At 66.6% G+C, this 26,801-nt stretch carries 22 protein-coding genes; 15 read left to right on the top strand and 7 right to left on the bottom strand.

All coding sequences use genetic code 11. The annotated features are described in order from the left end of the window. Positions 1-29: 29 nt before the first annotated feature. The gene (locus tag FOB72_RS06610; protein WP_150371799.1) at positions 30-1,583 is read right to left on the bottom strand and encodes an acetyl-CoA hydrolase/transferase family protein; all 1,554 of its coding nucleotides are present in this window, start codon (positions 1,581-1,583) and stop codon (positions 30-32) included. Positions 1,584-1,814: 231 nt separating this feature from the next. On the opposite strand from FOB72_RS06610, the gene FOB72_RS06605 reads away from it, so the two are divergent. The 4 genes from FOB72_RS06605 to FOB72_RS06590 all read left to right on the top strand — a co-directional run bounded on the left by FOB72_RS06605 (position 1,815) and on the right by FOB72_RS06590 (position 8,447). Then, entirely contained in the window at positions 1,815-3,884 is a 2,070-nt protein-coding gene (locus tag FOB72_RS06605; protein ID WP_150371798.1) for an FUSC family protein, read from the top strand. A 189-nt stretch (positions 3,885-4,073) separates the two neighbouring features. Next, positions 4,074-5,717: a hypothetical protein gene (locus tag FOB72_RS06600; RefSeq protein WP_150371797.1), complete on the top strand. Its 1,644-nt coding sequence runs from the start codon at positions 4,074-4,076 to the stop codon at positions 5,715-5,717. A 1-nt stretch (position 5,718) separates the two neighbouring features. Continuing rightward, positions 5,719-7,722 carry a hypothetical protein gene (locus tag FOB72_RS06595; RefSeq protein WP_150371796.1) on the top strand — a complete coding sequence of 668 codons (2,004 nt, stop codon included), beginning with the start codon at positions 5,719-5,721 and terminating at the stop codon, positions 7,720-7,722. 38 nt (positions 7,723-7,760) lie between these two features. Then, the gene (locus tag FOB72_RS06590; RefSeq protein WP_150371795.1) at positions 7,761-8,447 is read left to right on the top strand and encodes a hypothetical protein; all 687 of its coding nucleotides are present in this window, start codon (positions 7,761-7,763) and stop codon (positions 8,445-8,447) included. Positions 8,448-8,499: 52 nt separating this feature from the next. On the opposite strand, the gene FOB72_RS06585 is transcribed toward FOB72_RS06590, so the two are convergent. Then, positions 8,500-8,754: a translation initiation factor 1 gene (locus FOB72_RS06585; protein ID WP_150371794.1), complete on the bottom strand. Its 255-nt coding sequence runs from the start codon at positions 8,752-8,754 to the stop codon at positions 8,500-8,502. Positions 8,755-8,903: 149 nt separating this feature from the next. Between FOB72_RS06585 and FOB72_RS06580 the strand changes: the two genes are divergently transcribed. The 7 genes from FOB72_RS06580 to FOB72_RS06550 all read left to right on the top strand — a co-directional run bounded on the left by FOB72_RS06580 (position 8,904) and on the right by FOB72_RS06550 (position 15,915). Beyond that, positions 8,904-10,415 (top strand): argininosuccinate lyase, encoded by a 1,512-nt coding sequence (locus FOB72_RS06580; protein WP_150371793.1) that lies wholly within the window; start codon positions 8,904-8,906, stop codon positions 10,413-10,415. Positions 10,416-10,589: 174 nt separating this feature from the next. Continuing rightward, positions 10,590-10,949 carry a Zn-ribbon domain-containing OB-fold protein gene (locus FOB72_RS06575; RefSeq protein WP_150371792.1) on the top strand — a complete coding sequence of 120 codons (360 nt, stop codon included), beginning with the start codon at positions 10,590-10,592 and terminating at the stop codon, positions 10,947-10,949. A gap of 8 nt (positions 10,950-10,957) precedes the next feature. After that, complete coding sequence (locus FOB72_RS06570; RefSeq protein WP_150371791.1) at positions 10,958-12,103, top strand: thiolase family protein; 1,146 nt, start codon at positions 10,958-10,960, stop codon at positions 12,101-12,103. A 1-nt stretch (position 12,104) separates the two neighbouring features. Then, complete coding sequence (locus FOB72_RS06565; protein ID WP_150371790.1) at positions 12,105-12,860, top strand: SDR family NAD(P)-dependent oxidoreductase; 756 nt, start codon at positions 12,105-12,107, stop codon at positions 12,858-12,860. Positions 12,861-12,868: 8 nt separating this feature from the next. Further along, positions 12,869-13,672: an enoyl-CoA hydratase/isomerase family protein gene (locus FOB72_RS06560; RefSeq protein WP_150371789.1), complete on the top strand. Its 804-nt coding sequence runs from the start codon at positions 12,869-12,871 to the stop codon at positions 13,670-13,672. 52 nt (positions 13,673-13,724) lie between these two features. Beyond that, positions 13,725-14,714, top strand: a complete 990-nt coding sequence (locus tag FOB72_RS06555) for a tripartite tricarboxylate transporter substrate binding protein (protein ID WP_223851439.1) — start codon at positions 13,725-13,727, stop codon at positions 14,712-14,714. Between the two features lie 13 nt (positions 14,715-14,727). Next, entirely contained in the window at positions 14,728-15,915 is a 1,188-nt protein-coding gene (locus tag FOB72_RS06550) for a CaiB/BaiF CoA transferase family protein (RefSeq protein WP_150371788.1), read from the top strand. 268 nt (positions 15,916-16,183) lie between these two features. Here FOB72_RS06550 and gcvA read toward each other — a convergent pair whose 3' ends face one another. The 4 genes from gcvA to FOB72_RS06530 all read right to left on the bottom strand — a co-directional run bounded on the left by gcvA (position 16,184) and on the right by FOB72_RS06530 (position 22,501). Further along, entirely contained in the window at positions 16,184-17,068 is an 885-nt protein-coding gene (gene gcvA, locus FOB72_RS06545; RefSeq protein ID WP_150371787.1) for a transcriptional regulator GcvA, read from the bottom strand. 66 nt (positions 17,069-17,134) lie between these two features. After that, positions 17,135-18,016, bottom strand: a complete 882-nt coding sequence (yghU, locus tag FOB72_RS06540) for a glutathione-dependent disulfide-bond oxidoreductase (protein WP_150371786.1) — start codon at positions 18,014-18,016, stop codon at positions 17,135-17,137. A 133-nt stretch (positions 18,017-18,149) separates the two neighbouring features. Continuing rightward, complete coding sequence (locus tag FOB72_RS06535) at positions 18,150-21,335, bottom strand: efflux RND transporter permease subunit (protein WP_150371785.1); 3,186 nt, start codon at positions 21,333-21,335, stop codon at positions 18,150-18,152. Further along, positions 21,332-22,501 (bottom strand): efflux RND transporter periplasmic adaptor subunit, encoded by a 1,170-nt coding sequence (locus tag FOB72_RS06530; protein WP_150371784.1) that lies wholly within the window; start codon positions 22,499-22,501, stop codon positions 21,332-21,334. Before FOB72_RS06530 ends, FOB72_RS06535 begins: the two co-directional genes overlap by 4 nt. 226 nt (positions 22,502-22,727) lie before the next feature. Here FOB72_RS06530 and FOB72_RS06525 point away from each other — a divergent pair, with 226 nt between their 5' ends. After that, positions 22,728-23,636 (top strand): LysR family transcriptional regulator, encoded by a 909-nt coding sequence (locus FOB72_RS06525; RefSeq protein ID WP_223851438.1) that lies wholly within the window; start codon positions 22,728-22,730, stop codon positions 23,634-23,636. Positions 23,637-23,726: 90 nt separating this feature from the next. Beyond that, positions 23,727-24,542 carry a TlpA disulfide reductase family protein gene (locus FOB72_RS06520; RefSeq protein ID WP_150371782.1) on the top strand — a complete coding sequence of 272 codons (816 nt, stop codon included), beginning with the start codon at positions 23,727-23,729 and terminating at the stop codon, positions 24,540-24,542. On the opposite strand, the gene FOB72_RS06515 is transcribed toward FOB72_RS06520, so the two are convergent. Further along, a complete protein-coding gene (locus tag FOB72_RS06515) occupies positions 24,539-25,087 on the bottom strand; it encodes a type 1 glutamine amidotransferase domain-containing protein (RefSeq protein ID WP_150371781.1) in 549 nt (182 codons plus the stop codon). The genes FOB72_RS06520 and FOB72_RS06515 overlap by 4 nt on opposite strands. 201 nt (positions 25,088-25,288) lie before the next feature. On the opposite strand from FOB72_RS06515, the gene FOB72_RS06510 reads away from it, so the two are divergent. Then, positions 25,289-25,879, top strand: coding sequence for an RNA polymerase sigma factor (locus FOB72_RS06510; protein ID WP_150371780.1), 591 nt, complete (start codon positions 25,289-25,291; stop codon positions 25,877-25,879). A 20-nt stretch (positions 25,880-25,899) separates the two neighbouring features. After that, positions 25,900-26,730 (top strand): FecR family protein, encoded by an 831-nt coding sequence (locus tag FOB72_RS06505; protein WP_150371779.1) that lies wholly within the window; start codon positions 25,900-25,902, stop codon positions 26,728-26,730. The last annotated feature ends 71 nt before the right edge of the window (positions 26,731-26,801 follow it).

Here is a 26,801-nt window from a genome sequence, read left to right as displayed (position 1 = left end):
CCCCCCGCCGTGGCCCAGCGAGGACAGCGTCAGGCCGCGAGCGGTTCCACGGCTGTCAGCAACGCGGCGTCGCGTACGGGTACGACCGCCGGTGCCGGCAGCATCGTGCCCGTATCCCGATACCGCAGATGCATCGCAAAGGCTTCTTCCAGCAAGTGCGGGGTCTGGCCGCCTCGCGCGCAGGCCCGATCGAAATAGTCCTGCAACGGCCCCCGGTAGCTGGGATCGACGCAGTTCGCGATGATCGCGCGCGCCCGTTCCCGGGGCGCAAGGCCACGCAGGTCCGCCAGCCCGTGCTCGGTCACGAGGATATCGACGTCATGCTCGGCATTGTCCACGTGCGAGACCATCGGCACGATGCTCGAGATCTTGCCGCCCTTCGCCACCGATTTGGTGACGAACACGGACAGCGACGCATTGCGCGCGAAGTCGCCGGAGCCGCCGATGCCGTTCATCATATGCGTGCCGCCCACGTGCGTCGAATTGACGTTGCCGTAGATATCGCATTCGAGTGCCGTGTTGATGGTGATCAGCCCAAGCCGGCGAATGACTTCCGGATGATTGCTGATCTCCTGCGGCCGCAGGACGATGCGCGACTTGTACCGCTCGATATCGCCGAGCACCTTCTGGTAGACCGGCGCCGACAGCGTCATCGACGAGGCCGAAGCAAAACGCAGCTTGCCGGCATCGATCAGCGCGATCGTGCTGTCCTGCAGCACCTCCGAATACATCGTCAGGTCGTGGAACGGCGAATCGGCAAGACCGTGCAACACCGCGTTGGCGATGGTGCCGATACCGGCCTGCAACGGCTGCAGCGACGACGGCAGGCGGCCGGCCTCGACCTCTTTCACGAGCAGGTCGATAAGATGGCGCGCGATGTGGCGCGTGTCGTCGTCGGGCGCCGATGCATTCGACGGGCTGTCGTCGCGCTGCGTGATGACGATCGCTGCAATCTTTGCCGGATCCACGGGGATATACGGCAGGCCGATGCGCTGCTCCACCGCGATCAGCGGGATCGGCTGGCGGTAAGGCCGCGCCACGGGCAGTGCCACGTCGTGCAGGCCTTCGAGGCCGGCCGGCATGTTCATATTGATCTCGACGATTACCTTGCTGGCCTGCATCGCGAAGCTGGCCGAGTTGCCAACCGAGGTGGTCGGCACGATGCCGCCCGACTCCGTGATGGCGCAGGCCTCGATCACGGCGACGTCCACCGGGGCGATCTGGCCGCTACGCAGCAGTTCGGCGGTTTCTCCCAGATGCTGGTCGATAAACATCACCTCGCCGTTGTTGATCTTTTCGCGCAGGGTCGCATCGGACTGGAACGGCAGGCGCCGCGCGAGCACATGGCTTTCCGCGAGCACCTTGTCGACGTCGTTGCCCAGTGAAGCACCGGTGATCAGCGTGATCTGCAGCGGGTCGGTTTCGGCGCGCCGCGCCAGGGCGAATGGCACGGCCTTGGCGTCGCCCGCGCGGGTGAACCCGCTCATGCCGACGGTCATGCCGTCCTGAATGAGGCCGGCGGCCTGTTCCGCCGACATGACCTTGTCCTGGAGGCTCGCCAGCCGGATCCGATCGCGATACATCTTGTCTCCTTCTGCGGCGCGGGGGCGCCTTTTGCATGAGTTGAGTGTAGCGAGGGCGATGTATTCCGGCGGCGACATAAACGACTGGAAAGCAGTCGGGATTTTCATGGTTGGGGCGGATCGCGCGGGGGCTGGGGCACCCCCGACCATGGTCGAGCTTGCCGGAATCCTTCAGGTATCTAGAATGAGGTAACAGCCACATCGCCCCCTTCCCGACACGCCAAAGGTTCCATGGCCCTCATCGGCAAGCTCGTTTCCCTGGTCAGCCGTCGCACGCTACGGTCGGAGGGGCATGTCTTTGCCGTGACGCCCGAGCGCATTGCCGTGGCGGAAGGCATTCACACCGCGCTGGCGATGGCCCCGATGCTTTGCGCGGCCGTGCTGCTCGCGCGTCCCGAGATTGCATTCGGGGCGGTCGCCGCGTTCTGGAACGTCCTGTGCGACCCGCAGGGGCCGAAGGATGAACGGCTTCGGACGATGGGCATGTTCACCGCGCTGGGTACCGTGGTGCTGCCCGCGTCCGCGTACCTCGCGCACTGGGGTTATGGCGTCAGCCTCGCGACGCTGTTCGTGCTGGTCTTTCTCTGCGGGCTCACGCGCTCGTACAAGCCCGCGCTGGGACCGATGCCCGCGCAGGCAGGCCTCATTGCCTCGCTTGCGGTGGTCATCGGCATTGCCTCGCCCGCGGAACTCTCCGGCGCCCTTGCGCAGGGCGGCTACTTCCTGCTGGGTTCGTTATGGACGATGCTGTTCTGCATCGTGCTCTGGCCGCTGCCGTTCCGGCAGTCCGCCTGCCTGACGCTCGCCACGATCTTCGCGCGGCTCGACGATATGGCGGCCCATCTGGAGTCGCTCGACGCGCGGCCGGGCATGGATACCGAAGGCTGGGACGAGTTCGATACCGTCTATCGCCGCGGCGTGCGCATGTCGATCGAGCGTGGCCGCGCGCTGGCGGCGCATGACCCGCGCACGGGCCCCGTGCTCGGCCCCGGTATCGATGCGGCGGGCCGGGTCTTCTCCGCGCTGATCGCGCTGGGGCATTCGCGGCGCAATCCCGAGGTGGCCATTTGCGACGACTGGCGGTCGCTGCTCCAGAGCCTGCGGCAACTGCTGCAAAGCCTGAGCGATCTTGCGCAGCAGGAGATGCCGATGGCCGACGCGCCGATCGCGCAGGCCCATGCCCTCGTGCGGCAGACGGCGGGCCGCAACGATCAGGCCGCGCGCGCGGTGTCGTTTGCCGCGCGGGCCATCGCGCGGCTTGGCGACCGCGGTCCTGTGCCCGTGCCGGTATCAAGCGATGCGGCAACGGCGGCGCCCACTGTGGCGTCCCCCGGCACCCCATCCGTGGCCCCTCCCTCGGCAACCTTTCATCTCGACGCACTGGTCTGGCGTCATGCGTTGCGCGTGGCTACCGCGTCGGTGCTGGCTTATCTGATCTGCACCGCGTTCAACGTGACGTTCGCCTACTGGGGCGCAATCGCCGCGATCGTCGTCACGCAGCCGATCTCGGCCAATACGTGGATACGCGTGGTCGAGCGCGCGTGCGGCAGCTTTCTCGGCGGGATCCTCGCGGCCTACCTGCTGACGCATGTCTCCACGCCGCTGGCGATGACGCTCGCCATCCTGCCGCTGGCGGCCATCACGGTATCGCTGCGGCTCGTGAACTACGGCCTGTTCGTCGTGTTCCTCACGCCGATGTTCATGCTGCTGTCGGATTTCATCCGCCCTACCGAGGGGTTGATCCTTGCGCGGCTGACGAACGAGTTCGTCGGCGCATGCGTCGGTGTCGCCGCGAGCTTCCTGCTATGGCCGGGGCGCGCCGGCAACGGACTGCCCGAGGCGATCTCGGCGGTGATCTCGACAAACATGGCATTTGCGGCCGCGGTAGCGCGCCTTGGCCCGAGCCACGCGGCCAAGCTCGACCAACTGCAACGCGAGGCCGGCATGGCGAGCACGCGGCTGGAAACCGCGCGTGAACGCATGCTGCTGGAGGGGCGCTGGCGGTCGGCGCGGCTGGAGCGCCTGCACGAGTTGATTCACGCGGCGCGCGTGGTGTGCGGCGCGGCGGCCGTGATCGAAGTGCTGCGCACCGGCGAACCCGACGCGCGCGACCGGCAGCGTGCCGATCACTACGACGCCATCGCGGCCAGCATGCTCGGTGCGCTGAATGCCGCCGATAGCGGTCCGCCGCGCGTGGATCTCGACGCCCCCGCCGACGACCTCGACCACGCGGTGCGCAACCTCATCACGGCATTCGACGGCTATATGCGTTCTGCAGTGCAAACCGCTGCAACCGTTTGATTGCAGGCCTAATCGGCAGCGATCGCGGATTCCGCGCCCCACTCTAGTGGGGCGCATAAAGCACACGAAAACCGTATCATCACCGCGCACACAGCGCCGAAACCACACTCCCGGAAACGCCCTGCAAATCAGCCAGCACGACTGGTTGTGGCGGCGCTCGTCCCTCCATTCGTAAAACCATCCTGATCAATGAACGCATTCCAAAAAACGCTGCTCGCAACGGCCGCGTCATTCGTGCTGACCGCGCCCGCCGCACAGGCGATGGATATCGAGGCGCGTGGCGTCGGCACCGCGACGATCACCGACGATCTGGCATCGGTTCGCACGGCAGCGATGCGGCAGGCCAAGCGCAACGCGGTACTCGCGGCGCTGGACAAGGTCGTGGGGGCGGGCACGAGCAAGAACCCCGATGTACAGGCAAAGCTCGACGACCTCGTCGTGCAGGTGGGCGAGGAATCGTTCTACAGCCCCGTGCCGAGCTCGGTGGACGGGCAATTCCGCGTCAGCATCACGCTGCGCATGGACGACAAGGAACTGCGCACGCAGATCAGCGATCTCGGCCTGGCCCTGAACACGACCGCGACGCGCAGCCAGCCCATCCTCGTGATGATGGACGAGTTCTTCACCACGCCGACGAACCTGCGCGCGCCGCTGGAAGAACTGACCGAGTTCCGTCACGAGGAAGGCAGCAGCTATAGCGACAAGGAAGCGGCATCGAGCTCGCGCAAGGCCGCCTATGCCGCGAACAGCAGCTCCGCCTATGCCTCGAAGGAACAGGCCGCTTTCGCCGTGAAGGAAGCATCGGCCGGCCGCGTGAGCGCGGCGCGCGATACGCAGGTGGCCGGTGCCGCGCGCGACGGCTATGGTGGCGAAGCGGCCGTGGCCGGCCGCGATACCGCGCGCTACGACGCCGCCAGTGCCAGCAGCCGCCAGGCCGCCGGCGCGGCATCGCGTCAGGTCGCCGCGGCCAGCACCAGCAGCGTGGCATCGGCGTCGTCGTCGCAGTCCGCATACTCGCGCAACGTCGCCGCCGAGGACCACAACAACACGTACTTCCGCAAGCTGGTCAAGTACCAGCCGCAGAACACGGGTCCGGACAGCAAGAACTACACGTACAACGAGCTCAAGGGCCAGCTTGGCGACCTCGACATCAAGGTCATCGACAACGCGCTGTTCAAGAGCAAGTACTTCGGCAACCGTGCGATCACGCTCGACCAGCTCGAGAACGGCGCGGAACTCGCCAGGTACACGGAGTTCGCGCGGCAGGAAGCGATCGCGGACTACCTGATGATCGGCTCGTCCGTCATCTACGACGTGGGCGTCGACCGCAACTCGGGCCAGCCCGCCTGCACGGGCGTGGCCAGCACCAAGACCTTCTCGACGAAGACCGGCGAGGACATCGGCTCGGCCACGCAATCGGAGGCCGCCATCGGTATCTCTTCCGACGACTGCCGCGCGAAGCTGGCGGGCAAGCTCGCCGCGAGCCTCGGCAATCAGGTGGGCAAGCGCATCCAGGACTTCGTCAAGCGCCGCACGATGTACGGTGCAGAGTACGTGATTCGGCTGACCGGCGGCACGCTGACGCTGATGAACCGTACCGCGTTCAATCAGGCACTGAAGAACGTGCCGGGCCTCGAGAAGCCCACGCAGCGTCAGGCCGGTACCGACAAGCTCGAGGTGGTGGCCACCTACCGCGGCACCGATCCGCTGGACCAGGCCGTGGCGATGGCGCTCGGCGGCAACCCGATGTTCGCCGGGCTCGACTCGATGGTCGACGGCAATATCGTGACGCTGTGCATGAATGGCTGCGTCAAGACGAAGGCGGCACGCTGAGATGCGCAAGACATCGCTGACAACGACGGCGGCCGTCGCCGCGCTGCTGCTCGCCAGCGGCGGCGCATCGGCCGCGGCGGGCGTGGGACTGTACGTGGTGCCCGGCATTTTCTTCGACGATGCCGGCACGGGCAGCAGCAAGATCGATCCCGCATTCCGGCCCGCGCTCGATATCCGGCAGAGCGTGGCGCAGCTACAGCAGCGCGCGCAGGCCCACTTCAGATCGCTGGCGCCGACCATCGACAGCAAGAACCGCCTGCGGACGCTGGCGCTGTCGGTACAGGTCACGCGCGCCTCGCGCTACCAGATCGACAAGTCCGACGGCACGACCGATATCTATCTACCGGTCACGCTGAGCCTGTACTTCAGCAATCCGATGACGGGCGAGGTGCTGCAGTCGTTCAGCCAGACGCGCTACGACGTGTTGACCGCGTCGCGTGCGCTGGGCCAGCCCGCCATCGAGGCCAGCGTGGCCAATGCCTATCGCAATGGCTTCACGACGCTGCTGGACACGATGCTCGCTTCCGCCGCGCGCCAGTTCAACCCGTACGTCGTGGAGACGCGCGTCGCCGATACATGGCGCGGATTCGTGATTCTCGACAAGGGCTACCGCGCGGGCATCGGCAAGGGCGACGTCATGAACGACGGCGCCAGCGAGATCCGCGTGGAGCATGCCGGCGCCGACTATGCGGTGGCCGTGCCCGTGCTGGGCAACCCGAAGGACGGTGCGGTATTCAGCCGGGCCGGCACGATGGCGCTCTCCGATGTGAAGAAGCCGCGCGTGCTGGCGCTCGTGAGCGACGGCAACAACGACCTGTCGGATGCGGTGAGCACGCAGTTGTTCACCGACAAGCTCGGCAGCGGCGCGCCGTTTGCCACGCTGCCTCTCAATGCCAACTTCAGCCAGGTGCAGGCATCGATCGACAGCAATACCGGCATCGGCCATGACGTCAGCGGCAAGCGCGCGCTGCCCGACTACTTCATCCGCATGGTGGTGCCGCCCGCGCGGCAGTACACGCTGCCGACCAACCTCGCCTACAAGACGCAGCAAAGCTATCAGGCCTGGGCGTTCGCGGAGCTGTTGTCGCGTGACGGCCGCGTACTGTACGCGGCGGACGTCACGCAGCGTATCGACGACACCGTGACGGACAAGGCCGGCTTCAATGCCGCGGACCGCCGCGAGGTGGTGCTCAAGAATGCGCTGAACGATCTGGCCGACCGCTTCGGCAAGGAAGTCCGCTTCCAGCCGCTGTCGCTGAAGGTGACGGCCGCGGCCGCCGACAGCTTCCAGATCGACGATGCGGCCGGCGCGCTGCAGAACGGCGACACCATCCGCGTGTATCACGGCATCGGCAAGCCGGGTCCGTTGACCGAGGAGGCGCTGGTGCCCACGTGGGATGCCACGGTCACCGGCCGCGACGGTTCACGCGTGACCGCCACCCCGGTACTGCCGATCGCCGGCAAGCCGCCGCGCCCCGAGGCCGGTGACGTGGTGCTGGCGGAAAGCGTCGCGGGCGCCGGCGGCGGCGGCCAGCGTCTGGCCTATTGCCCCGCCGAGAAGAGCCAGATCGGCTCGGTGGCGATGGACCGCTTCAATCTGCTGGCTTACGCGGGCGCGGCATCGGCCAGGGTCGTGATGATCAATCCCGCGCTGGCGGACCTCGTCAAGGGACGCGTGGGCGGCCAGTCGGGTTTCGCGCGCGACCTGTCGCTGCGGCCGGGGACGTATGACCGCTGCATCGAGGCGCTGTATCGCATCGATCCACGCGAGCGCAAATGCGAGGACGGTTCCTGCGCGCAGGGCTACAACGTCCGCCTCGCCTACCGGCAGCGTGCCGGCGGCAGCGTGGTGGGACAGGCGATCCTCGAGCATGGTTTTGTTTCGAACGGCTATCCCGCCGCCACCGATGCAGGCGACGTGGCGGCATTGCAGGCCATGGACCTGGACCGCGATACCCGCACGAGCCTCGACGGCGTCATGAAGCAACTGTTGAACCCCAACTGAAATTGATCCACCCGAGAACGAAAGAAGGAAACGTCAACGTGAAGAAGACCTCTGTAGCACTGGCCGCGCTCGTGAGCGGCGCCCTGTTCGTGTCCGCGCCTGCCGCCATGGCGTTCGGCCTTGGCAATATCACCTCGGCGATTCCGGGCGTGGGCGGCGGCTCCGCCGCGGCTGTGTCCGGTGGCGACATCGACGCATTCATCCAGACCGCGAACGACGCGAACCAGATGATCAGCACGTCGTCGGCGCACATCTTCAAGGCACTGGCAAGCAAGGAAGAGATCGCCGAGCTGGAAGCGCGCATGGCCGCCGCCAACGCGATTGCCGATCCGGCCGAAAAGGCGGCGGAAGTCAGCAAGATCAAGAGCGATGAAGCCACGGCCGTGCAGAAGGTACTCGCGAGCAAGGATGGCGAGGCCAAGCTGGCCTCGATGAACAAGGCGCAGATGGCCTCGTTCGGCAACGCCGCGTTCACGTTCATGCTGGGCGTGCTCAAGGACAAGCAACTGGCGGACGGCAGCACGGCGCTGGTGTCCGGCGTGTCGTCGAACCCCACGCTGATTCCGCGTCTGGGCGCGCTGAAGGATGTGGCGTCGTCGGTGAGCTCGCAACTGAGCAACACCGCGAAGATTGGCGAAGGCCTGGTCAAGCTCGCCAAGGCAGGCAAGATCGCCTCGCTGCCGACGTCGGCTTCCGAAAAGCCGAAGAAGGTCGAGGAGATTTAAGCGTCGGGAAAGGCATGGCTCGGGAGAGCCGTGCCTTTTTTGATGCGGGAGACTAGATACGGAAGGCCGGGTCGCCGTAGCGCTGCAGCAGCGCGGCGATGTGATCGAGGTCGGTCGTATGCGGCGAGCGCACTTCCACGACTTCCGACGCGCCACCGTAGGTCGCCGTCACGCGGCGGCGTGCCGTGAGCACGCGGTTTTCAGGCGCTGGCGCGGTCACTTCGGACCACGGTTCGACGCGATGTGTACCACTGATCCAGCCGTCGGCCGTCAGGTGCAGTTCTTCCCACTCTTCGATTTTAAGCATCGCGGATTCTAACACGCACCCCTCCCTGCTGCCCGGGCCATCCATACGCGCAACATATGGATAACGACCCCATCGATATTTGTCATCGAATGTGGATGCGATATAGTCCTACGCTACCTTCCAAGGCTTTGCGCGCGCCGCACTCCCCCATGTTCAAATCGAAAATCATCGCTCTTGCCACGCTGATGCTGGTGCAGGCGATCCCGGTCCACGCCCAGCACGCCAAAGACCGCGACGAGTTCTACTGGCTCGGTGAGATCAACAAGGCGACGGCCGTCATCAATTCCGAGCAGGGCCTGCTGGACAGGCAGACCGCGCAGCGCATCGCCGTGGGCCTCGACAAGGTACTCAAGGACGGCGACCAGCCGGGCGGCAAGCGCCCGTCCACCGTCATCACGTTCGAGCCGCTGCTGATCAAGGCCGGCGGTGTGGAAGTCACGCTGCTGCATGCGGGCCGTTCGAGCCAGGACATGCATGCCACATACCGCGCGGCCATCCTGCGCGACGACATGCTGAAGCTCGCGGCGCAACTGAATACCACGGCGACCACCGTCGTGCGACTGGCGGAACAGCATGCCAAGACCATCGTGCCGAACTACACCAATGGCGTCGCGGCGCAGCCCAACAGCTATGGCCATTACCTGCTCGGTTTCGCTGCCGCGCTGGATCGCGATGCGCAGCGCATTCGCGAGGCCTATGCGCGCCTCGACCAGTCGCCGATGGGTACGACGGTCCTGAACGGCACGAGCTGGCCGCTCGATCGCGCGCGCATGGGCAACTACCTCGGCTTCTCGAAGATCGTCAACAACGCTTACGACGCCCACCAGATCGCGGCCGTCGACCAGCCCGTGGAAGCTGGCGCGATCGTCACCAGCATCGCGCTGCATGCGGGCAGCTTTATCGAGGACGTGATGGCGCAGTACGCCAACTCGCGTCCGTGGATCCTGCTGCGGGAAGGTGGCGGCAATACCTACGTGTCCAGCGCCATGCCGCAGAAGCGCAATCCGGGCCTGCTCAACGGCACGCGCGCCGAAGCCTCCACCGCGATCACGCTGGCCATGGGCCCCGTCATGCGCGCGCATAACCTGCCGCCGGGCATGGCCGATGCGAAGGAAGTCAAGCCGAACAAGGAGATGGTCCAGAGCGCGATCAAGGTGCTGCAGGGCTGGGACCGCATCCTCAACGCGCTGGTCATCGACCGCGACCGCGCGCTCGACGAGCTGAACAGCGACTGGACCGCTTCGCAGGAGCTGGCCGATGTGCTGATGCGCAAGTACAAGCTGCCGTTCCGCGTGGGCCACCACTTTGCCTCGGAAGTCGTCGACTACGCGAAGGCGAAGAACATCCGCCCGAGCGATTTCCCGTATGCGGAGGCGCAGCGCATCTACGCACAGGCCATCAAGGAGTTCGATACCGCGACCGGTCCGGCGACCCTGCCGATGAGCGAACAGGAGTTCCGCGAGACGCTCGACCCCGTGGCCATCGTCAACCATCGCGCGACGGCCGGCGGTCCGCAGCCCGCGGAGATGGACCGCATGCTGAAGGAAGCGAAGCAGACGCTTGCCGAACAGGCGACGTGGATTCAGGAGAAGCGCACGAAGATCGATGCGTCGCTCGCGCGGCTCGATCGCGACTTTGCGAAGCTGGCCGGGCAGCCCTGAGTTGCATCGCGCCTGACCGGAAGCCCGCCTCGCGCGGGCTTTTTGCTGTCCGTCGATTGCGTTTTTCTCAATCGAAGGCGGCAGAAATCTCGTTTGTCGGCATGGCGTCCGGCCACCAATATCGAGTCAACGCACGGCACCCGCCGCCCGCAAAGACCGATAAAGGAGACGCCCATGTCAGCCTCAGCCATCCCGCCCAACCTGTGGAGCGCCGACGCCCCGCCCGCGTTGCTCGCGTCCCGCGACCATGCCACGGGCGAGTATGTGTTCCCCGCCCTGCCCGATCACTCGTCGCTGGCCTCGCGCCATGCCACGGTGCCGGTGACGGGCGCGGGCACCGTGTACAGCTACACGATCATTCATCCCTCGGTGAAGACCGGACTCCAGCCCTATGCGCTCGGTTACGTCGACTTCGACGGTCCTGTGCGGATCTTTGGCCGGTTGGTCGGCAAGGACCGTCCCAGCATCGGCGACCGGTACATGGCGCGGGCCGACGATACGTTCGGCTATGTGTTTGTGGCAACTCAGGAGTGATGGCGATCATGCAGGACATCTACATTTCCGGCGGTGCCATGACGGCCTTCGGCCGCCATACGGGCGTGCTCGCCCCCGAGCTCGCACAGCAGGCCATCCTCAAGGCCGTGGACGACGCGGGCGTGGCCCTCGACGATATCGAGGCCGTGTACTGCGCCAACGTGCTGGGTGGCATGATCCTCGGCCAGTTGGTCGTGCGCGATCTCGGCCTGCGCGGCATTCCCGTCTACAACGTCGAGAACGCCTGTGCCAGCGGTGCCACGGGCGTGCATCTGGCGCGCCATGCGCTGATGGCCGGACAGTATTCGACCGTGCTCGTGTTCGGCATCGAACAGCTCACCGCGCTCGGCGGCGGCACGATTCCGATGCAGCGCAACGACATCAAGACCGACCTCTATGCCACGGCCGGCATGGTGCTGCCCGCGGTCTACGCGATGCGTGGCACGCGGTTCCTGCACGAGCGCGATGCCACACGCGAAGACCTGGCCGCGGTGGCCGTCAAGAATCGGCACCACGGTTCGCTCAACGAGCTCGCACAGCAACGCACCGAGACCACCGTGGACGAGGTGCTGGCCTCGCGCATGATCGCCGATCCGCTGACGCTGCTGCAGTGCTGCCCGTCGCAGGTGGATGGTGCCGCGGCCGTCGTGATGACGACCCGCCGGCCGACGCAGCGGAAGCCCGTCAAGGTGCTCTCCTCCGTCGTGGTGTCGGGCGTGCGCGAGCAGGCCGACGACGACATCCTCGATGCCGAGATCACCGCGCGCGCCGCGCGGCAGGCGTACGACCAAGCCGGCGTGAGCCCGCGCGATGTCAACGTGGTGGAACTGCACGATGCGTTCACCATCGCCGAGCTGCTTTACTACGAGGCGCTGCAACTCGCCGCGCCCGGCGATGCGGTGCCGCTGCTGCGCTCGGGTGCCACGCGCCTGGGTGGGCGCGTGCCCGTCAATCCGAGCGGCGGCCTGCTCGCCAAGGGGCATCCGCTCGGGGCCACGGGGATCGCGCAGATGGTCGAGGTGATGTGGCATCTGCAGGACCGCGCCGGCAGCCGGCAGGTCGCCGATGCGCGCATCGGCCTGACGCAGTGCACGGGCGGCGGTATCGCGGGCGTCGATCATGCCGCGTCGTCGGTGCATATTCTGGGAGTGTGAGATGAACGCGGACATCCAGCAGGTTGCCGTCGTCACCGGGGCGGCACGCGGTATCGGCCTTGGCATCGCCACGCGGCTCGCGTCACAGGGCATGGCTGTGGCGCTGCTCGATCGCGACGCCGCCGCGCTCTCCGATGCCGTGGCGGGCCTGATCCAGGCGGACTGCCGCGCAATGGGCGTGACCGTCGATCTGACGGACTCGGCCGCCGTTAACGGCGCGTTCGCGCATATCGAGGCGACGCTCGGCCGCATCGACTGCCTCGTCAACAATGCCGGCGTCGTCCGCGACATGCGCTTTCTGAAAATGCGCGACGAAGACTGGGACCTCGTCGTCGATACGAACCTGCGCGCGCCGTTCCTGTGCTGCCGTGCCGCCCTGCCCGGCATGGTCGACCGCGGCTATGGCCGCATCGTCAATATCTCGTCGCGCGCGTGGCTCGGCGGCTTCGGCCAGGCCAACTATTCGTCCGCCAAGGGCGGCGTGGTCAGCCTGACGCGCTCGCTGGCCATCGAGTTCGCGGGCAAGGGCGTCACGGTCAATGCGGTGGCGCCGGGCATCGTCGATACGCCGCTGTTCCGCAACTTCGCGCCGGACGTGCAGGCGCGGCTGCAGAAGTCGGTGCCCGTGCAGCGCATCGGCACGGCCGAGGACATCGCCAACGCGGTGAGCTTCTTCGCGAGCGCCGACGCGTCGTACGTGACGGGCCAGACGCTGTACGTCTGCGGCGGCCGCAGCCTGTCGTCGCCGAGCGTGTAGGAGCCGCCATGACCGTACAACTCCATATCGACGGCGCCGTGGCGCTGCTGACGATCGACCGGCCCGATGCGCTCAACGCGCTGAACGTGGCCACGCTGCATACGTTGCGCGACATACTGTGCGAGGTGCGCGACCGGTCCGAGCTTCGGGCGATCGTGCTGACGGGGAGCGGCACGCGCGCGTTCTGCGCGGGCGCGGATCTCAAAGGCACGCAGTCATCGCCCGCGTCGTACGCCGAAGCGTTGTTCCACGCACCGGATCCCGCGGCCGAGCTCGGGCTCTATCTGCGCCTGATGGACCTGAGCGCGCTGCAATGCTGGAAGCCGATGATCGCGGCCGTCAATGGCCATTGCCTGGGCGCCGGGCTCGAGATTGCGCTGCAGTGCGACCTGCGTATTGCGTCGGCGGAAGCCAGCTTCGGGCTGCCCGAGGTGCGCGTGGGGTCGATTCCGGGCGTATCGGGCCTGCACCGGCTGCTCAAGGCCGTGCCGTCAGCGCATGCGATGCAGATGGTGCTGACCGGCGAACGTATCGATGCGGCCGAGGCCGCGCGCATCGGCCTGATCTCGGAGGTGACGGCGCCGGGGCAACTGGTCGATCGCGCGATGGCGCTGGCCTGCAAGATCGCCGGCAATGCACCGCTGGCGGTGCAGGCGGTCAGAAAGCTCGCGCGCCAGACCGCGCACCTGAGCGACGCCGATGCGCAGGAGCTCACCGAACTCTACTGGGGCGCGCTGCGCGATACGGCAGACCGGATCGAGGGGCGCGCGGCGTTCGCCGAGAAGCGTCCGGCGGCGTTCTCGGGACGCTGAGTCGCACGCGCATAGCCGCCGATACAAACCTATACCCATACCGGAGACAACCATGAACACCCTTCCGCGCATGGCGCGCGCACTAGCCTGCTGCGCCGTTGCAACGCTCGTCTGCACGACGATGCCCGCCTCGGCACAAGGCAACTATCCGAACAAGCCGATCACGCTCGTCGTACCCTTCGCCCCCGGCGGCGGCAACGACATCCTCGCCCGCCTCATCGCCCCGAAAATGAGCCAGCAGCTGGGCCAGCCCATCGTCATCGAGAACAAGCCCGGCGCGGGCGGCAACCTCGGCGCCGACTACGTCGCGCATGCGGCGCCCGATGGCTATACGGTGGTCATCGCGTCGAGCCAGATCACGATGAACCCGTATCTCGGCATGAAGGTGCCGTTCAATATCGAGCGCGACTTCGAGGCGGTGGGCAAGATCGGATCGGTGCCGCTGATGCTGGTGTCGAACCCCGAGCAACCGTACCGCACGCTCAAGGAATTCATCGACTACACGCGCGCCAACCCGGGCAAGGTCAGCTACAGCAGCCCGGGGCCGGGCACGCCGCAGCATCTGGCGGGCGAGGTCTTCGCGCGGCTCAACAAGACCGAGCTGCTGCATGTGCCCTATCGCGGCACCGGGCCGTCGATCGCCGATCTGATGGGCAATCAGGTGCAGGTGTCGTTCGCCACCTATGCCTCCGCCTCGCAATACGTCAAGACGGGCAAGCTGCGCGCGCTCGGTATCGCGGGCCAGCAACGCACGTCGCTGATGCCGGACCTCCCGACCTTTACGGAAGCGGGTCTCAAGGGCTACGACGTCGAGCTCTGGTATTGCATGCTCGCCCCGGCCAGGACCCCGCGCGCCGTGGTCGACAAGCTCAATGCCGCGTTGCTGAACGCGCTGAAGGCGCCCGACCTGGCCGAGCAGTTCCGTAACCAGGGCTTCGAGGTCAAGGGCTCCTCGCCCGACGAGCTCAAGGCATATATCGGCCGGGAGTTGCAGCGCTGGCAGCGCGTGATCTCGGAGAACAACATCAGGGTCGCGATGTGACCGGGAGCCCATCATGCTAGGCAATGCACTCGACGGCCTGACCGTGATCGACTTCACGCAGATTGCCGCCGGCCCGATCTCCACGATGCTGATGGCGGACATGGGGGCGCGCGTGATCAAGGTCGAGCCGCCCGGCGGCGAGCTGGGCCGCGGCCTCGGCCCGGGCTGGCTCGGCGACGACAGCACGCTGTTCCACGCGTTCAATCGCAACAAGTCCGGTATTGCGCTGGACCTGAAGACGCCCGAGGGCGTGGCGGTGGCCCGGCGGCTGATCGCGGAGGCCGATATCGTGGTGGAGAGCATGCGGCCCGGCGTGATGGATCGGCTCGGCCTTGGCTATGCGCAACTGGCCGCCGATCACCCCGCGCTGATCTATTGCTCCATCTCGGCGTACGGCCAAACCGGCCCTTATGCGGATCGCGCGGGCGTCGACGGCATTCTGCAGGCGGACTCGGGGCTGATGAGCCTGATCGGCATCGATGGGCTCGAACCCTGCAAGGTCCAGTCGCCCGTGGTGGACGTGATGACGGGCTATGTGGCGGTGATGGGCATCCTTGCCAAGCTCGCGCAGCGGCAGCGGGATGGCAACGGCGGCCACCTCGACGTGAACCTGCTCAATGCGGCGCTGGCCCTCCAGCAATCGGCCCTGGCCGGGTATCTGGCCGATAGCGAACTGCCCGTGCGTGCGGGCAGCGCGGCGCCCTATTCCGCGCCCAATCAGGCGTTCCGGACGCGCGATGGATGGATCATGGTGGCGGCCTATATGCCGGCGCGATGGCGGAGCCTGTGCAGGGTGCTCGACGTACAGGCGCTCACCGACGATCCGCGTTTCGCTACCTCGCCGCTGCGGGTCGCGAACCGCGCGGCACTCGTCGGCGCGCTGACCACCGTGTTCGTGACCAGAACGACGGACGAATGGCTGCCCGTGTTGCAGGCCGCGGATATCCTCTGCGCGCGGGTAGCCACGTATGCCGACGTGGCCGCGCATCCGCAGGTGGCGGCCAACCGCATGATCGCCGAGGCGCAGCATCCGGTCTTAGGCACGATTCGCATGCCCGGGTTTCCGGTATGCAGCGCCGAGGTCAACGATCGGCCGCATCGGCATGCGCCGGCGTGCGGGCAGGATACGGTGGCCGTGTTGCGGGCGTTTGGATTCGCCGACGCCGAGATCGACGCGCTGGCCGATCGGCGGGCCATTTAGTGCGCGGCGTGACCCATGATGTGGCGCGACCCATGAGGTGGCGCGACCCATGAGGTGGCGTGACTCATGAGGTGGCGTGACCCATGAGGTGGCGCGACCCATGAGGTGGCGCGACCCATGAGGTGGCGCGACCCATGAGGTGGCGCGACCCATGAGGTGGCGTGACTCATGAGGTGGCGTGACTCATGAGGTGGCGCGACCCATGAGGTGGCGCGACTCATGAGGTGGCGCGACCCATGAGGTGGCGCGACCCATGAGGTGGCGTGACTCAGGCCTGCGCGAACTGCGCCAGCAGCCACTTGCGGAACGTGGCCATGCTGGCGCTCTCCGCGCGATCGGCCGGGGTCAGCAGATAGTAGGTGTAGTCGCCCATATCGACGACCTTCCTGAACGGCGTCACGAGCTTGCCCGACGCGAGGTCGTCCTCGACCAGAAAGCGTTGCGCGATCGCGAAGCCCTGCCCTTCGAGCGCCGCCGCATACGCCATGGCCGAGCTCTGATACGTCATGCCGCTGCGCGCATCGACCCGATCGCCGGCCTTCGCGGCCGTGAGCCAGCAAGCCCAGTCGTCGGGCCGCGCGATGGAGTGCAGCAGCACCTGCCGCTGCAGATCCGCTACGCCGCGCACGCCCCTGGCAACGGCGGGACTGCAAACGGGCACGAGCAGATTCGATACGAGGCGGTAGGCATTGGCCCCCGGCCATTTGCCGTCGCCGAGCCGGATCGCGCCATCGATATCCTCGCGCCGGAAATCGACGGGATCGAGCGAGGCGGTCAGCAGGACCTCGATGCCCTTGTTGGCCGCATGAAAGCTGGACAGGCGCGGAATCAGCCAACGCATTGCAAACGTCGTGTACGCACGCACCTTCAGCTGCGTGCGGCGCGTGCGATGCGTGAGCCGGCTGGTGGCGCGCCGCAGCCCGTCCATGGAACTGGTAACGGCGCGGTAGTACTCCTCGCCCTCGCGCGTCAGCGTGATCTCTCGATGCCCGCGTACGAACAGCGGCACGCCCAGCGCTTCCTCGAGCGTGCGGATCTGCCGGCTTACCGCGCCGGCGGTCACGTGCAGCTCGGTGGCGGCAACGGTAATGCTGAGGCGGCGCGCGACGATTTCGAAGGCGCGAATGGCGTTGAGCGGCGGCAGGCGGTCCATGCCGGGATTCTGGTCCCCGCTTGAGAAAATCTCAATCGAGGGAAACCCGGCCCGGATGGCCCGGTGCTATGCCAGCCCCAATACCGAGAAGTCCGAAGCGTCGTGCCGCTCGCGCAATTGCTGATCGGCCGGCCCATTGGTCCGATTGACGAGGCGCCCGCGCTTGACGGCCGGGCGCGCCGCGACCTCGTCTTTCCATCGCTGCACATGGCGATAGCTTTCCGTCGAGAGAAACTTGCCGCCTTCGCCGTAGAGTTCGTTCTGCGCCAGCGCGCCATACCAGGGCCATACCGCGATATCGGCGATGGAGTATTCATCGCCCGCGAGAAACCGGTGGTCCGCGAGGTGACGGTCGAGGACATCGTACTGGCGCTTGACCTCCATCGCGAACCGATCGATCGCGTACTGGATACGGATCGGCGCATACGCATAGAAATGGCCGAAGCCGCCGCCCAGATACGGCGCCGCGCCCACCTGCCAGAACAGCCAGTTCAGCGCTTCCGTATGGGCCTTGTGGTCCTTCGGCAGGAACGCGTCGAACTTGCGCGCGAGATAGAGCAGGATGGCGCCGCTCTCGAACACGCGCGTCGGCGTGGGGGTCGAGCGGTCCACCAGCGCCGGAATCTTGGAGTTCGGATTGACCTCGACGAACCCCGAGCCGAACTGGTCGCCATGGAAGATATTGATCAGCCACGCATCGTACTCGGCGTCCTGGTGCCCGAGCGCCAGCAGCTCCTCGAGCAGGATCGTGATTTTCTGGCCGTTCGGGGTCCCCTGCGAGTAAAGCTGCAGCGGATGCCTGCCGACGGGCAGCGCCTTCTCGAAGGTGGCGCCGGCGGTCGGCCGGTTGATCGTGGAGAACTGCCCGCCGTTCTCGTTCTCCCAGGCCCAGACCTCGGGCACCACGTATCCGGCCGGGAAATTGTTCATGCGTTCGTCATCGCTCATGTCAACTCCTGTTCAATGGGTCTAACGATATCAGTTCGGGACAAAAAAGTTCGGCCAGCCTCGCATATGGGCGATAAAGCGTTCGCTCAGGCCGCCCTTGCGGAGGTAGTTGGTCGTGACCGCATGCGATGACTCATGCCTGCCCCTCCGAAGATGTCAGCACGGGCGCCTCGTGATGCGCGGCCGAGTGCAATGGCTTGCCGCCGCCGAGCGCGCGCACCATGACATAGAACAGCGGCGTCAGGAACAGCCCGAACAGCGTGACGCCAAGCATCCCGAAGAACACGGAGATGCCCATCGCCTGCCGCATCTCCGCGCCGGCGCCCGTCGAGGCGACCAGCGGAATGACGCCCATGATGAACGCCAGCGACGTCATCAGGATCGGACGCAGCCGCAGGCGGCTGGCCTCGATCACGGCCTTGATCGTCGACATGCCCGCTATCTCCAGCTCGCGCGCGAACTCGACGATCAGAATGGCGTTCTTGGAGGCGAGCCCCACCAGCACGATCAGGCCGATCTGCGTGAAGATATTGTTGTCCCCCTTCGTCAGCCACACGCCAAGCAGCGCGGAGAAGATGCTCATCGGAATGATCAGGATGACGGCCAGCGGCAGCGTCAGGCTCTCGTACTGCGCGGCCAGCACGAAGAACACAAGCAGCACGCACAGCGGCAGGATCCAGACCGCGCTGTTGCCCGCGATGATCTGCTGGTACGTCAGGTCCGTCCATTCGTAGGTCATGCCCGGCGGCAGCGTTTCCGCGGCAATGCGATCGATAGCGGCCATCGCCTGGTCCGACGAGTAGCCGGGCGCGGGCGCGCCGCTGACGTCGGCGGCCGTAAAGCCGTTGTAGCGGAGCACCTGGTCGGGCCCGTAGGTCTGGCCGATCTTCGCGACCGAGGCAAGCGGCACCATCTGGCCGGACTCGCTGCGGATATGCAGCTGGCCGATATCGTCCGGACGCGAGCGGAACCTGCCGTCGGCCTGCATGCGCACCTGATACACGCGGCCAAGGAAGTTGAAGTCGTTCACGTAGTACGAGCCGAGGAATGCCTGCAGCGTGCTGAACACCGCGGGCGTATCGACGCCGAGCTGCTGCGCCTTGGCGCGGTCGATATCGACCTTGAGCTGGGGCACGTTCACCGTGTAGGTGGAGTACAGCGGGCTGAGCTCCGGCGCTTCGGCGGCCTTCTTGATAAAGGCCTGCGTCGCCGTGTAGAGCGCTTCGTAGCCGAGGTCTCCGCGGTCCTCGATCTGCAGCTTGAAGCCGCCGAGGGTACCGAGCCCATAGACCGGCGGGGCCGGGAAAATCGCCGCGAAGGCATGGCCGATCTGGCCGAACTCGCGCGTGAGGTCGGCGGCGACCTGGTCGGCGCTGATGCCCTTGCGTTCCGCGAATGGCTTCAGCAGGACAAAACTCAGCGCCGTGCTCGAGCTCTTGGTCACGCCATTGATCGACAGGCCGCTGTAGCTGGACGTGCCCATGACGGCCGGATGCCTGAGCGCGATGGCGTTCATCTGGTTCATGGTCGCTTCCGTGCGGTCCAGCGTCGACCCTTCGGGCAGCTGCGCCAGGCTGACGAGGTACTCCTTGTCCTGCGCGGGCACGAAACCGCCCGGCACATGGTTCGTCAGCCACCACGTGCCGGCCAGCAGCACGCCGTAGACGACGAGCATGGCGCCCTTGTGCCTGACGATGCGGCCGACACGGCCGCCATACCCTTCGGAGGCACGGTCGAATATGCGATTGAAGCGCGTGAAGAAGCGGCCGAACAGCTTGTGCGTGAAGCGGGTCACCGCGTCGGGCGCATCGCCATGGGCCTTCAGCAGCAGCGCTGACAGCGCCGGCGACAGCGTCAGCGAGTTCACCGCGGAGATCAGCGTGGAGATGGCGATGGTGACCGCGAACTGCTTGTAGAACTCGCCGGTCAGGCCGCTGAGGAACGCCAGCGGCAGGAACACGGCCGACAGCGTGAGCGCGATGGCGACAATGGGCCCGCTGACCTCCTGCATGGCGCGGTAGGTCGCCTCGCGCGGACCGAGGCCGCGCGCGATATTGCGCTCCACGTTCTCCACGACCACGATGGCATCATCGACCACGATGCCGATGGCCACCACAAGGCCGAACAGCGACAGCGTGTTGATGGAGTACCCCGCGAGCATCAGGAACGTGAGCGTACCGACGATGGAGATCGGCACCGCGAGCAGCGGGATGATCGATGCGCGCCACGTCTGCAGGAACAGGAACACGACCAGCACCACCAGCGCGACCGATTCCAGCAGCGTTTCCAGCACGGCATCGATGCCGGTCTGCACCGCGCGGCTCGGCTCGTAGACGACGCGGTAGGCCAGGTCGTCGGGGAACTCCTTCTCCAGCTCCTTCATCAGCTGATGCACCTCGCGCGAGATCTGGAGCGAGTTCGCGCCCGGCGCTTCCTGCACGGCCAGCGCGATGGCGGGCGCGTTGTTCAGCGTCGCGCGAATGCCGTAGTCCTCGGCCCCGAGTTCCACGCGCGCCACGTCGCCCAGGCGCGTAATGGCGCCGCGCGCGTCGGACTTGATGACGATGCGCCGGAACTCCTCGGGCGACTTCAGGCGCCCGTCGGCGTTGACGGTGAGCTGGAACGCCGTGTCGGGGGAAGCGGGCGAACTGCCGATGGTGCCGACCGCCGCCTGGATATTCTGGCGCCGGATGGCGCTGGCGACATCGCTGGCGCTCAGGCCACGCTCGGCCAGCGCGGCCGGATCCAGCCACACGCGCATGGCGTAGCCGCCGGGGCCCCACAGCACGACGTCGCCGACGCCCGCGATGCGCGCCAGGCGGTCCCTGACGTGCAGGATTGCGTAGTTGCTGATGTAGCTGTCGTCATAGGTCCCTTTCGGCGACACCATATGGACCGCGATGGTGATGACGGGCGAACTCTTGACCGCGGTGACGCCAAGCCGCTGCACATCCTCGGGCAGCCGGGGCAGCGCCTGTGAGACACGGGTCTGAACGAACTGCTGGGCGCGGTCCGGATCGGTGCCGAGCTTGAACGTCACGGTAAGGAACAGGTGGCCATCGGCGCTGGCCTTCGAGTCCATGTAGAGCATGTCCTCGACGCCGTTGACGGACTGCTCCAGCGGCGCGGCAACCGTTTCCGCGATGGTCTTGGCGTTGGCGCCCGGGTATTGCGCGTGGACGACGACCGAGGGTGGGATGACCTGCGGGTACTCCGACACCGGCATATGGAAGGCCGATACGATGCCCGCGAGCAGGATCAGCGCGGACAGCACGCACGCGAAGATCGGCCGGTCGATAAAGAACTTCGAGATATTCACGACGCGCTCCCGTCGGTGGCGGGCGCAACCGGCGCCTCTGCCGCCTCGACAGCCGACACGGCCGTACCCGGGGGCGCGCGGAACGCACCATCGACGATCACCTTCGCCCCGGGCGCCACGCCGCTGCGCAGCACGCGCTCCCTGCCCTGCAGCCCGCCCGGTTCGACAAAGCGCCGTTCGACCTTGTTCTGCGCATTGACCACGAGCACATACTTGCGGTCCTGATCGGTCCCGACCACGGCGTCGTCCACGGTCACGGCATCGTAGGGCTTGCCGCCCTGCAGGCGGACGCGCGCCTGCAGCCCCGGCAGCATTTCGGGGCTGACCTTGTCGATGCGCGCGCGCACGCGGACCGTGCCCGAGCGCGTATCCATCTGGTTGTCGAGCGCGACGATGGAGGCCGAGTACGGGAAGGCGTTGTCGTCGGCGAGCCCGACCTGGACCACCGGCTGCGCGCCGGCGCGCAGCGAGGGCGCGATGAGCCGGAGGTAGCTCTGCTCGTCGACGTTGAACGCGGCGTACAGCTTGCCGTCGGACACGATACGCGTCAGCGGCGCCGCGTCGCCGCCCGCGCCCACGACATTGCCGGCGGTGATTTCCGCGCGGGACACGCGGCCGGCAATCGGCGCACGCACCTGCGTATAGCCGAGCTGCAGTTGCGCATGGGCCAGCGCGGCCTGCGCGCCTTTCAGCGCGGCGGCCGCTTCGCGCGCGGCGTTGTCGAGCGCATCGAACTCCTTGCGGGCGATGGCATTCGATTCCATCAGCCTGCGCGCGCGGGCCTGCTCGATCTCCGCCAGCCGCCGGCGCTCCTCGATGCCGGCGAAGTTTGCCTGGGCCTGCCGGACCTGCGTCTCGAACGGGGCCGGGTCGATCGTGAACAGCAGGTCGCCCTGACGCACCTGCTGGCCGTCCTTGAAATGCACGGTCAGCAGCGTGCCGGGCACCCTCGGCCGGACATCGACGACGTCGACGGCCTCGAGGCGCCCCGGATATTCCTGCGCGTCGGTGACCGGGCGTTGCAGGGCCGGTCGATAGGTGACCGTGGGCAGCGCGGCGGGCGCCCTGGCATGGGCCTGGGGAGGCTGCCGCCACAACACGGTGGCAGCAACGGCGACTGCGGCGGCCGCGATGGCGGCCAGATGAGATGTCTTGAGGGGGGACATACGACTTGGGGGCAGAGGAAATTGGATTGCAGTCTGCATCCGCCGGGCGTCGTCTTCCAGACCTCGATTTGGCTATGTTTATTGCCTGATATAGAATTATTGCCGTTTGCGGGTGACGGGATGGCTCGATTAAACGTGGCCTGAAGCCCTGTTTGTCTTTGTACTTATTGCCCACTGAGCAATAAATTTCATCCCTGAGAGAGCCGCCGTGGATCGCCTCCAGTCAATGCAGATCTTCGCCCGCGTGGTCGATATGCACAGCTTCAGCCGGGCCGCGGAAAGCCTCTCCCTGCCCGCGTCGCGCGTTACCCGCGCGGTCAAGGAACTCGAGTCGTTCCTGGGCGTGAGGCTGCTCCAACGCACGACGCGCCATATCAGCCTGACCCCGGACGGCACGCAGTACTACGACCACTGCCGGCGCCTGCTGGCCGATATCGAGGCGGTCGAGGCCAGCTTTCCGGGCAGTGCCGGCCGGCCCCGTGGCCGCTTGCGGGTCGATATGACGCTGTCTCTTGCGCGTCTGGTGGTGCTGCCCGCCCTCAAGGACTTTCAGTCGCGCTTTCCCGATGTCGAGCTCACGCTGACGATGAACGACCGCACGGTGGAGCTGATTCAGGAAGGCATCGACTGCGTGATCCGGACCGGCACGCCCGACGACTCCCCCACCCTCGTGGCAAAGCGCATCGGCGCGTTCGACTGGGTCACATGCGCCTCCCCGGAATACCTGGCGCGGCATGGCACGCCCAGAACGCTCGAGGATCTGGCGGACCACCACGCGGTCGGCTATCTGTCGAGCCGCACGGCCCGCACGCTGGACTGGCATTTTGTGGTGGATGGCGAAGACCGGAACATCAGCATGCGCGAGCACCTGATCGTCAACGACACCGACGGCTACGTCGCCTGCGCGCTCGAAGGCCTCGGCATGATTCGCGCGGGCAGCTACATGGTGCTGCACCACCTGGCCAGCGGCCGCCTGCAGCGCGTACTCGGCGAGTTCACGTCGCCCTCGGTACCGCTATCGGTCCTCTATCCGAGAAACCGCCACCTTTCCCCGACGGTCCGCGCGTTCGTGGACTGGGTCGCCGCGCTCGTGCGCGAGGTGGAACCGGGGTGGCATATGGCGGCGGCGCGCTGAGCCGATCGGGCAAGTTTGTGAGACGAACGAGTCGGCGCGCCGTCTGCGTTCCCTCTACACTGCCTCCTCCCCGCACAGGTTGGAAATGCAATGAAGATTGGCTCGCTGTTGCTGCCTGAAGGCCCGCTTATTCTGTTTCTCAGCATCCTCGTCGCGCTGGGCAGCGTGCGGTGTCTGGTGAAGGACACCTCGCCCGTGGAGCGGCTGATCTATCTGGTCGTGGTCTTCGGGCTCGTGGTGGCACGACTGATCTTCGTGCTCAGCTATCTGCCAGCGTACCAGGCGACGGGTCTCTTCGGCGTGCTCGATATTCGCGATCGCGGATTCGATCTGACGGCGGGCGCCATCGCCGGCGGCGGTCTGCTGGCATGGTGGCTGTTCCGCAAGCGCGCGCTGCGCAAGCCGCTGCTGGTCGCGGCCGCGGCCGGGGTGGTCACGTGGAGCACGGCGACCGTCGGGGCGAGCATCATGGCGCCCGTGGCGACGCTACCCGCGATGCTGCTTGCCGACAGCGTCGGCAATGCGCAACCGCTGGCGCGCGGCGACGGCAAGCCGATGGTGGTCAATCTCTGGGCCACATGGTGTCCGCCGTGCCGCGCGGAAATGCCCGCGCTGGCCGCGGCGCAGAAGGCCCATCCGGAGCTGAACGTCGTCTTCGTCAATCAGGCCGAACCGCCCGAGGTGGTGCAGGCATTCCTGGAAGACCACGACGTCCGCATTCAGAACCTCATGTACGACGCGCGACTGTCGCTCGCCCGCGCGACGGGGGTCAAGGGATATCCGACGACGCTGTTTTACGACGCCGAGGGACGGCTTGTGAGCACGCATATCGGCGGTTTCTCGCGCGCGACGTTCGAAGATGCGATCCGGCGTGCCTATCCGTCGCGCACAAAGGAAAAGTCCTAACCGCGCCGGGCGAACGCTTCGATCGCCGCGCGGCTGAACGCGGGGATATCGTCGGGGTTGCGACTCGTCACGAGGTTGCCGTCGACCACGGCTTCTTCATCGACCCACTCCGCGCCGGCATTCGTCAGGTCCGTCCGTAGCGACGGCCACGAGGTCATCCTGCTGCCCTTGACCGCGCCCGCTTCGATCAGCGTCCAGGGCCCGTGGCAGATCGACGCGATCGGCTTTTTCGCGTCGACGAATGCCTTGACAAACGCGACCGCTTCCGGCTGCATGCGCAGGGTATCGGGATTGATGACACCGCCCGGTAGCAGCAGCGCGTCGAACTGCTCGGGCTTTGCCTGGGCCAACGGTACATCCACGGGGACGGTCTCGCCCCAATCGGTGAAGTTCCAGCCCTTGACCTGCTTGTCCTGCGGCGACACCACGCTGGTCTGCGCCCCTGCCTCGTCCAATGCCTTGCGTGGCGCGAGCAATTCGACTTGCTCGAACCCGTCGGTGACGAGAATCGCGACCTTTCTGCCCTTCAGTGTTTGTTCGCTCATACGGTGCTCCTGTGGTTAGACGCAGTGTCGTCACGCATCGCGCATGCCAACGCCCCTTACCCGCCAGCGCGCGTGTAGCGACCCCCGATGTCCCCAGCCCGATTGCACTTTGAGGACCAGTCTTTGTAAATCTGGCGGGTCCAGGTCATGGCTTGCAAATGCGAATCATTGTCATTTATACTTCGCGCGGTTCAGACTTTGATGTCTTCCGACCCGGCCGTGCTGCGCGACCCCGCTCACCCTCCGCCCTCCTCGCCCTCGTCACTCTTCGCCGCGCTGCTTCGCCATTACGACGAACTGGTCGATCATGTGCGCCGGCGCTTCGGGGACAAGCACTTCGCGCGCGACGTGCTGCAGGACGTCTGCGTGCAATTGCTAGAGCGTCCGCCGGCCGGCCATGTCGGGAAGCCCCTCGCCTTTCTGCGGCATGTTTCCACGCATCGCGCGATTGACCGGTATCGCGCCGAATCGACGCGCCAGACCCATGCCGATGCATGGGAAGCGGACGCTAGCGGCGCGGAGGCAAGCGCGGACGTTGCCGATGCCATCGCCTACCGGCAGACCGTCGATCGGCTCGAGCAATGCATTGCCGCATTGCCGCCCCGCTGTCAGGAAGTGTTTATCCTGCATCGCCTGCATGGCCTGCCGCAGCAGGAAGTCGCGGTAAGATTGGGCATCTCGCGCGGCATGGTAGCGCGCCATATGGCGCGTGCCATGACCCTGCTGGCGCCGGAACTGGCTGCCCTCGGCAAACCGCTACCGACGTCGGCGATGCAGGATCTGCCGGCGTGAGTCGCACAGCTGCCCCATCTATGCCCAATTCTTCCAGGCGGTCGCCCGATCGGCTGTCTCCTTACGAGGACGCCCTGCGCGAACGCTTTCCTTCCGTCGAAGCCATTACGGCCGCCGCCGGCGCGCGCCATCGCAAGCGCCGCCGCCAGACTGCCGCCGCGGCCGCCGCGGTGTTCGTGCTGGCCGCGGGCACATGGTTCGCCGATCCTGTCTATCGCACCGAGCAGTTCACCGCCGAGTCCGCATCGCGCACCGTCACGCTCGCCGATGGCAGCCGCGCGACGCTCGACAAGGACACCCGCCTGACCGTGCAGTGGGGGTTGCGCTCGCGCACGCTGTCGCTGGATCAGGGCGAGGCCGTCTTCACGGTCGCGCATGGCCCGCGCGCCTTCGTCGTGACGGCCGGCGACACCCGTGTGCGCGATATCGGCACGGTGTTCGACGTCCAGCGGCTGCCGCAACGCACGCGCGTCACCGTGCTGGAAGGCGCGGTGGAAGTCGAGGCCGGTGGCCAGATCCGGTCATTGCGGGCAAGCCAGCGCCTCGATGTGTCGGCGGATGGCCGTCCGGGCAAGACGATGACCGTGAACGTCGACCGTGCCCTCGCATGGCAGCGCGACAAGTTCTCGTTCGATGGCGCGACCCTGGCCGATGCCGTCGCGGAAATGCAGCCGCACGCGCCATCGCCCATCGTGATCGACGACGCGCGCGCGGCGCAGCTGCGGCTCTCCGGCGAGTTCGATCGCGACCAGGTGGCCGCGATTCTGCGGCTGCTGCCGGGCATCCTGCCCGTGGCGGTCCGTGGCGATGCGGACGGCAGCACGCACCTGTCTTCGCGGCAGCGCCCCTGACCGGAAAAAAAGTTTTTCGATATAGGTGTACAAGCCGGCGGCGACGTACGGCAACTCCATGAACAGGCCGA

Source organism: Cupriavidus pauculus, from assembly GCF_008693385.1.
Taxonomy (GTDB): Bacteria; Pseudomonadota; Gammaproteobacteria; order Burkholderiales; family Burkholderiaceae; genus Cupriavidus; species Cupriavidus pauculus_D.
The sequence above is the reverse complement of the archived record's forward strand: the minus strand, read 5'-3'. Positions and strand labels throughout refer to the sequence as shown.

What these genes read in the sequence shown, in the direction of transcription:
- FOB72_RS06610 (WP_150371799.1), bottom strand. Translation starts at nt 1,583, where the DNA reads ATGTATCGCGATCGGATCCGGCTGGCGAGCCTCCAGGACAAGGTCATG.
- FOB72_RS06605 (WP_150371798.1), top strand. Translation starts at nt 1,815, where the DNA reads ATGGCCCTCATCGGCAAGCTCGTTTCCCTGGTCAGCCGTCGCACGCTA.
- FOB72_RS06600 (WP_150371797.1), top strand. Translation starts at nt 4,074, where the DNA reads ATGAACGCATTCCAAAAAACGCTGCTCGCAACGGCCGCGTCATTCGTG.
- FOB72_RS06595 (WP_150371796.1), top strand. Translation starts at nt 5,719, where the DNA reads ATGCGCAAGACATCGCTGACAACGACGGCGGCCGTCGCCGCGCTGCTG.
- FOB72_RS06585 (WP_150371794.1), bottom strand. Translation starts at nt 8,754, where the DNA reads ATGCTTAAAATCGAAGAGTGGGAAGAACTGCACCTGACGGCCGACGGC.
- FOB72_RS06580 (WP_150371793.1), top strand. Translation starts at nt 8,904, where the DNA reads ATGTTCAAATCGAAAATCATCGCTCTTGCCACGCTGATGCTGGTGCAG.
- FOB72_RS06575 (WP_150371792.1), top strand. Translation starts at nt 10,590, where the DNA reads ATGTCAGCCTCAGCCATCCCGCCCAACCTGTGGAGCGCCGACGCCCCG.
- FOB72_RS06570 (WP_150371791.1), top strand. Translation starts at nt 10,958, where the DNA reads ATGCAGGACATCTACATTTCCGGCGGTGCCATGACGGCCTTCGGCCGC.
- FOB72_RS06565 (WP_150371790.1), top strand. Translation starts at nt 12,105, where the DNA reads ATGAACGCGGACATCCAGCAGGTTGCCGTCGTCACCGGGGCGGCACGC.
- FOB72_RS06560 (WP_150371789.1), top strand. Translation starts at nt 12,869, where the DNA reads ATGACCGTACAACTCCATATCGACGGCGCCGTGGCGCTGCTGACGATC.
- FOB72_RS06555 (WP_223851439.1), top strand. Translation starts at nt 13,725, where the DNA reads ATGAACACCCTTCCGCGCATGGCGCGCGCACTAGCCTGCTGCGCCGTT.
- FOB72_RS06550 (WP_150371788.1), top strand. Translation starts at nt 14,728, where the DNA reads ATGCTAGGCAATGCACTCGACGGCCTGACCGTGATCGACTTCACGCAG.
- gcvA (WP_150371787.1), bottom strand. Translation starts at nt 17,068, where the DNA reads ATGGACCGCCTGCCGCCGCTCAACGCCATTCGCGCCTTCGAAATCGTC.
- yghU (WP_150371786.1), bottom strand. Translation starts at nt 18,016, where the DNA reads ATGAGCGATGACGAACGCATGAACAATTTCCCGGCCGGATACGTGGTG.
- FOB72_RS06530 (WP_150371784.1), bottom strand. Translation starts at nt 22,501, where the DNA reads ATGTCCCCCCTCAAGACATCTCATCTGGCCGCCATCGCGGCCGCCGCA.
- FOB72_RS06525 (WP_223851438.1), top strand. Translation starts at nt 22,728, where the DNA reads ATGCAGATCTTCGCCCGCGTGGTCGATATGCACAGCTTCAGCCGGGCC.
- FOB72_RS06520 (WP_150371782.1), top strand. Translation starts at nt 23,727, where the DNA reads ATGAAGATTGGCTCGCTGTTGCTGCCTGAAGGCCCGCTTATTCTGTTT.
- FOB72_RS06515 (WP_150371781.1), bottom strand. Translation starts at nt 25,087, where the DNA reads ATGAGCGAACAAACACTGAAGGGCAGAAAGGTCGCGATTCTCGTCACC.
- FOB72_RS06510 (WP_150371780.1), top strand. Translation starts at nt 25,289, where the DNA reads ATGTCTTCCGACCCGGCCGTGCTGCGCGACCCCGCTCACCCTCCGCCC.
- FOB72_RS06505 (WP_150371779.1), top strand. Translation starts at nt 25,900, where the DNA reads ATGCCCAATTCTTCCAGGCGGTCGCCCGATCGGCTGTCTCCTTACGAG.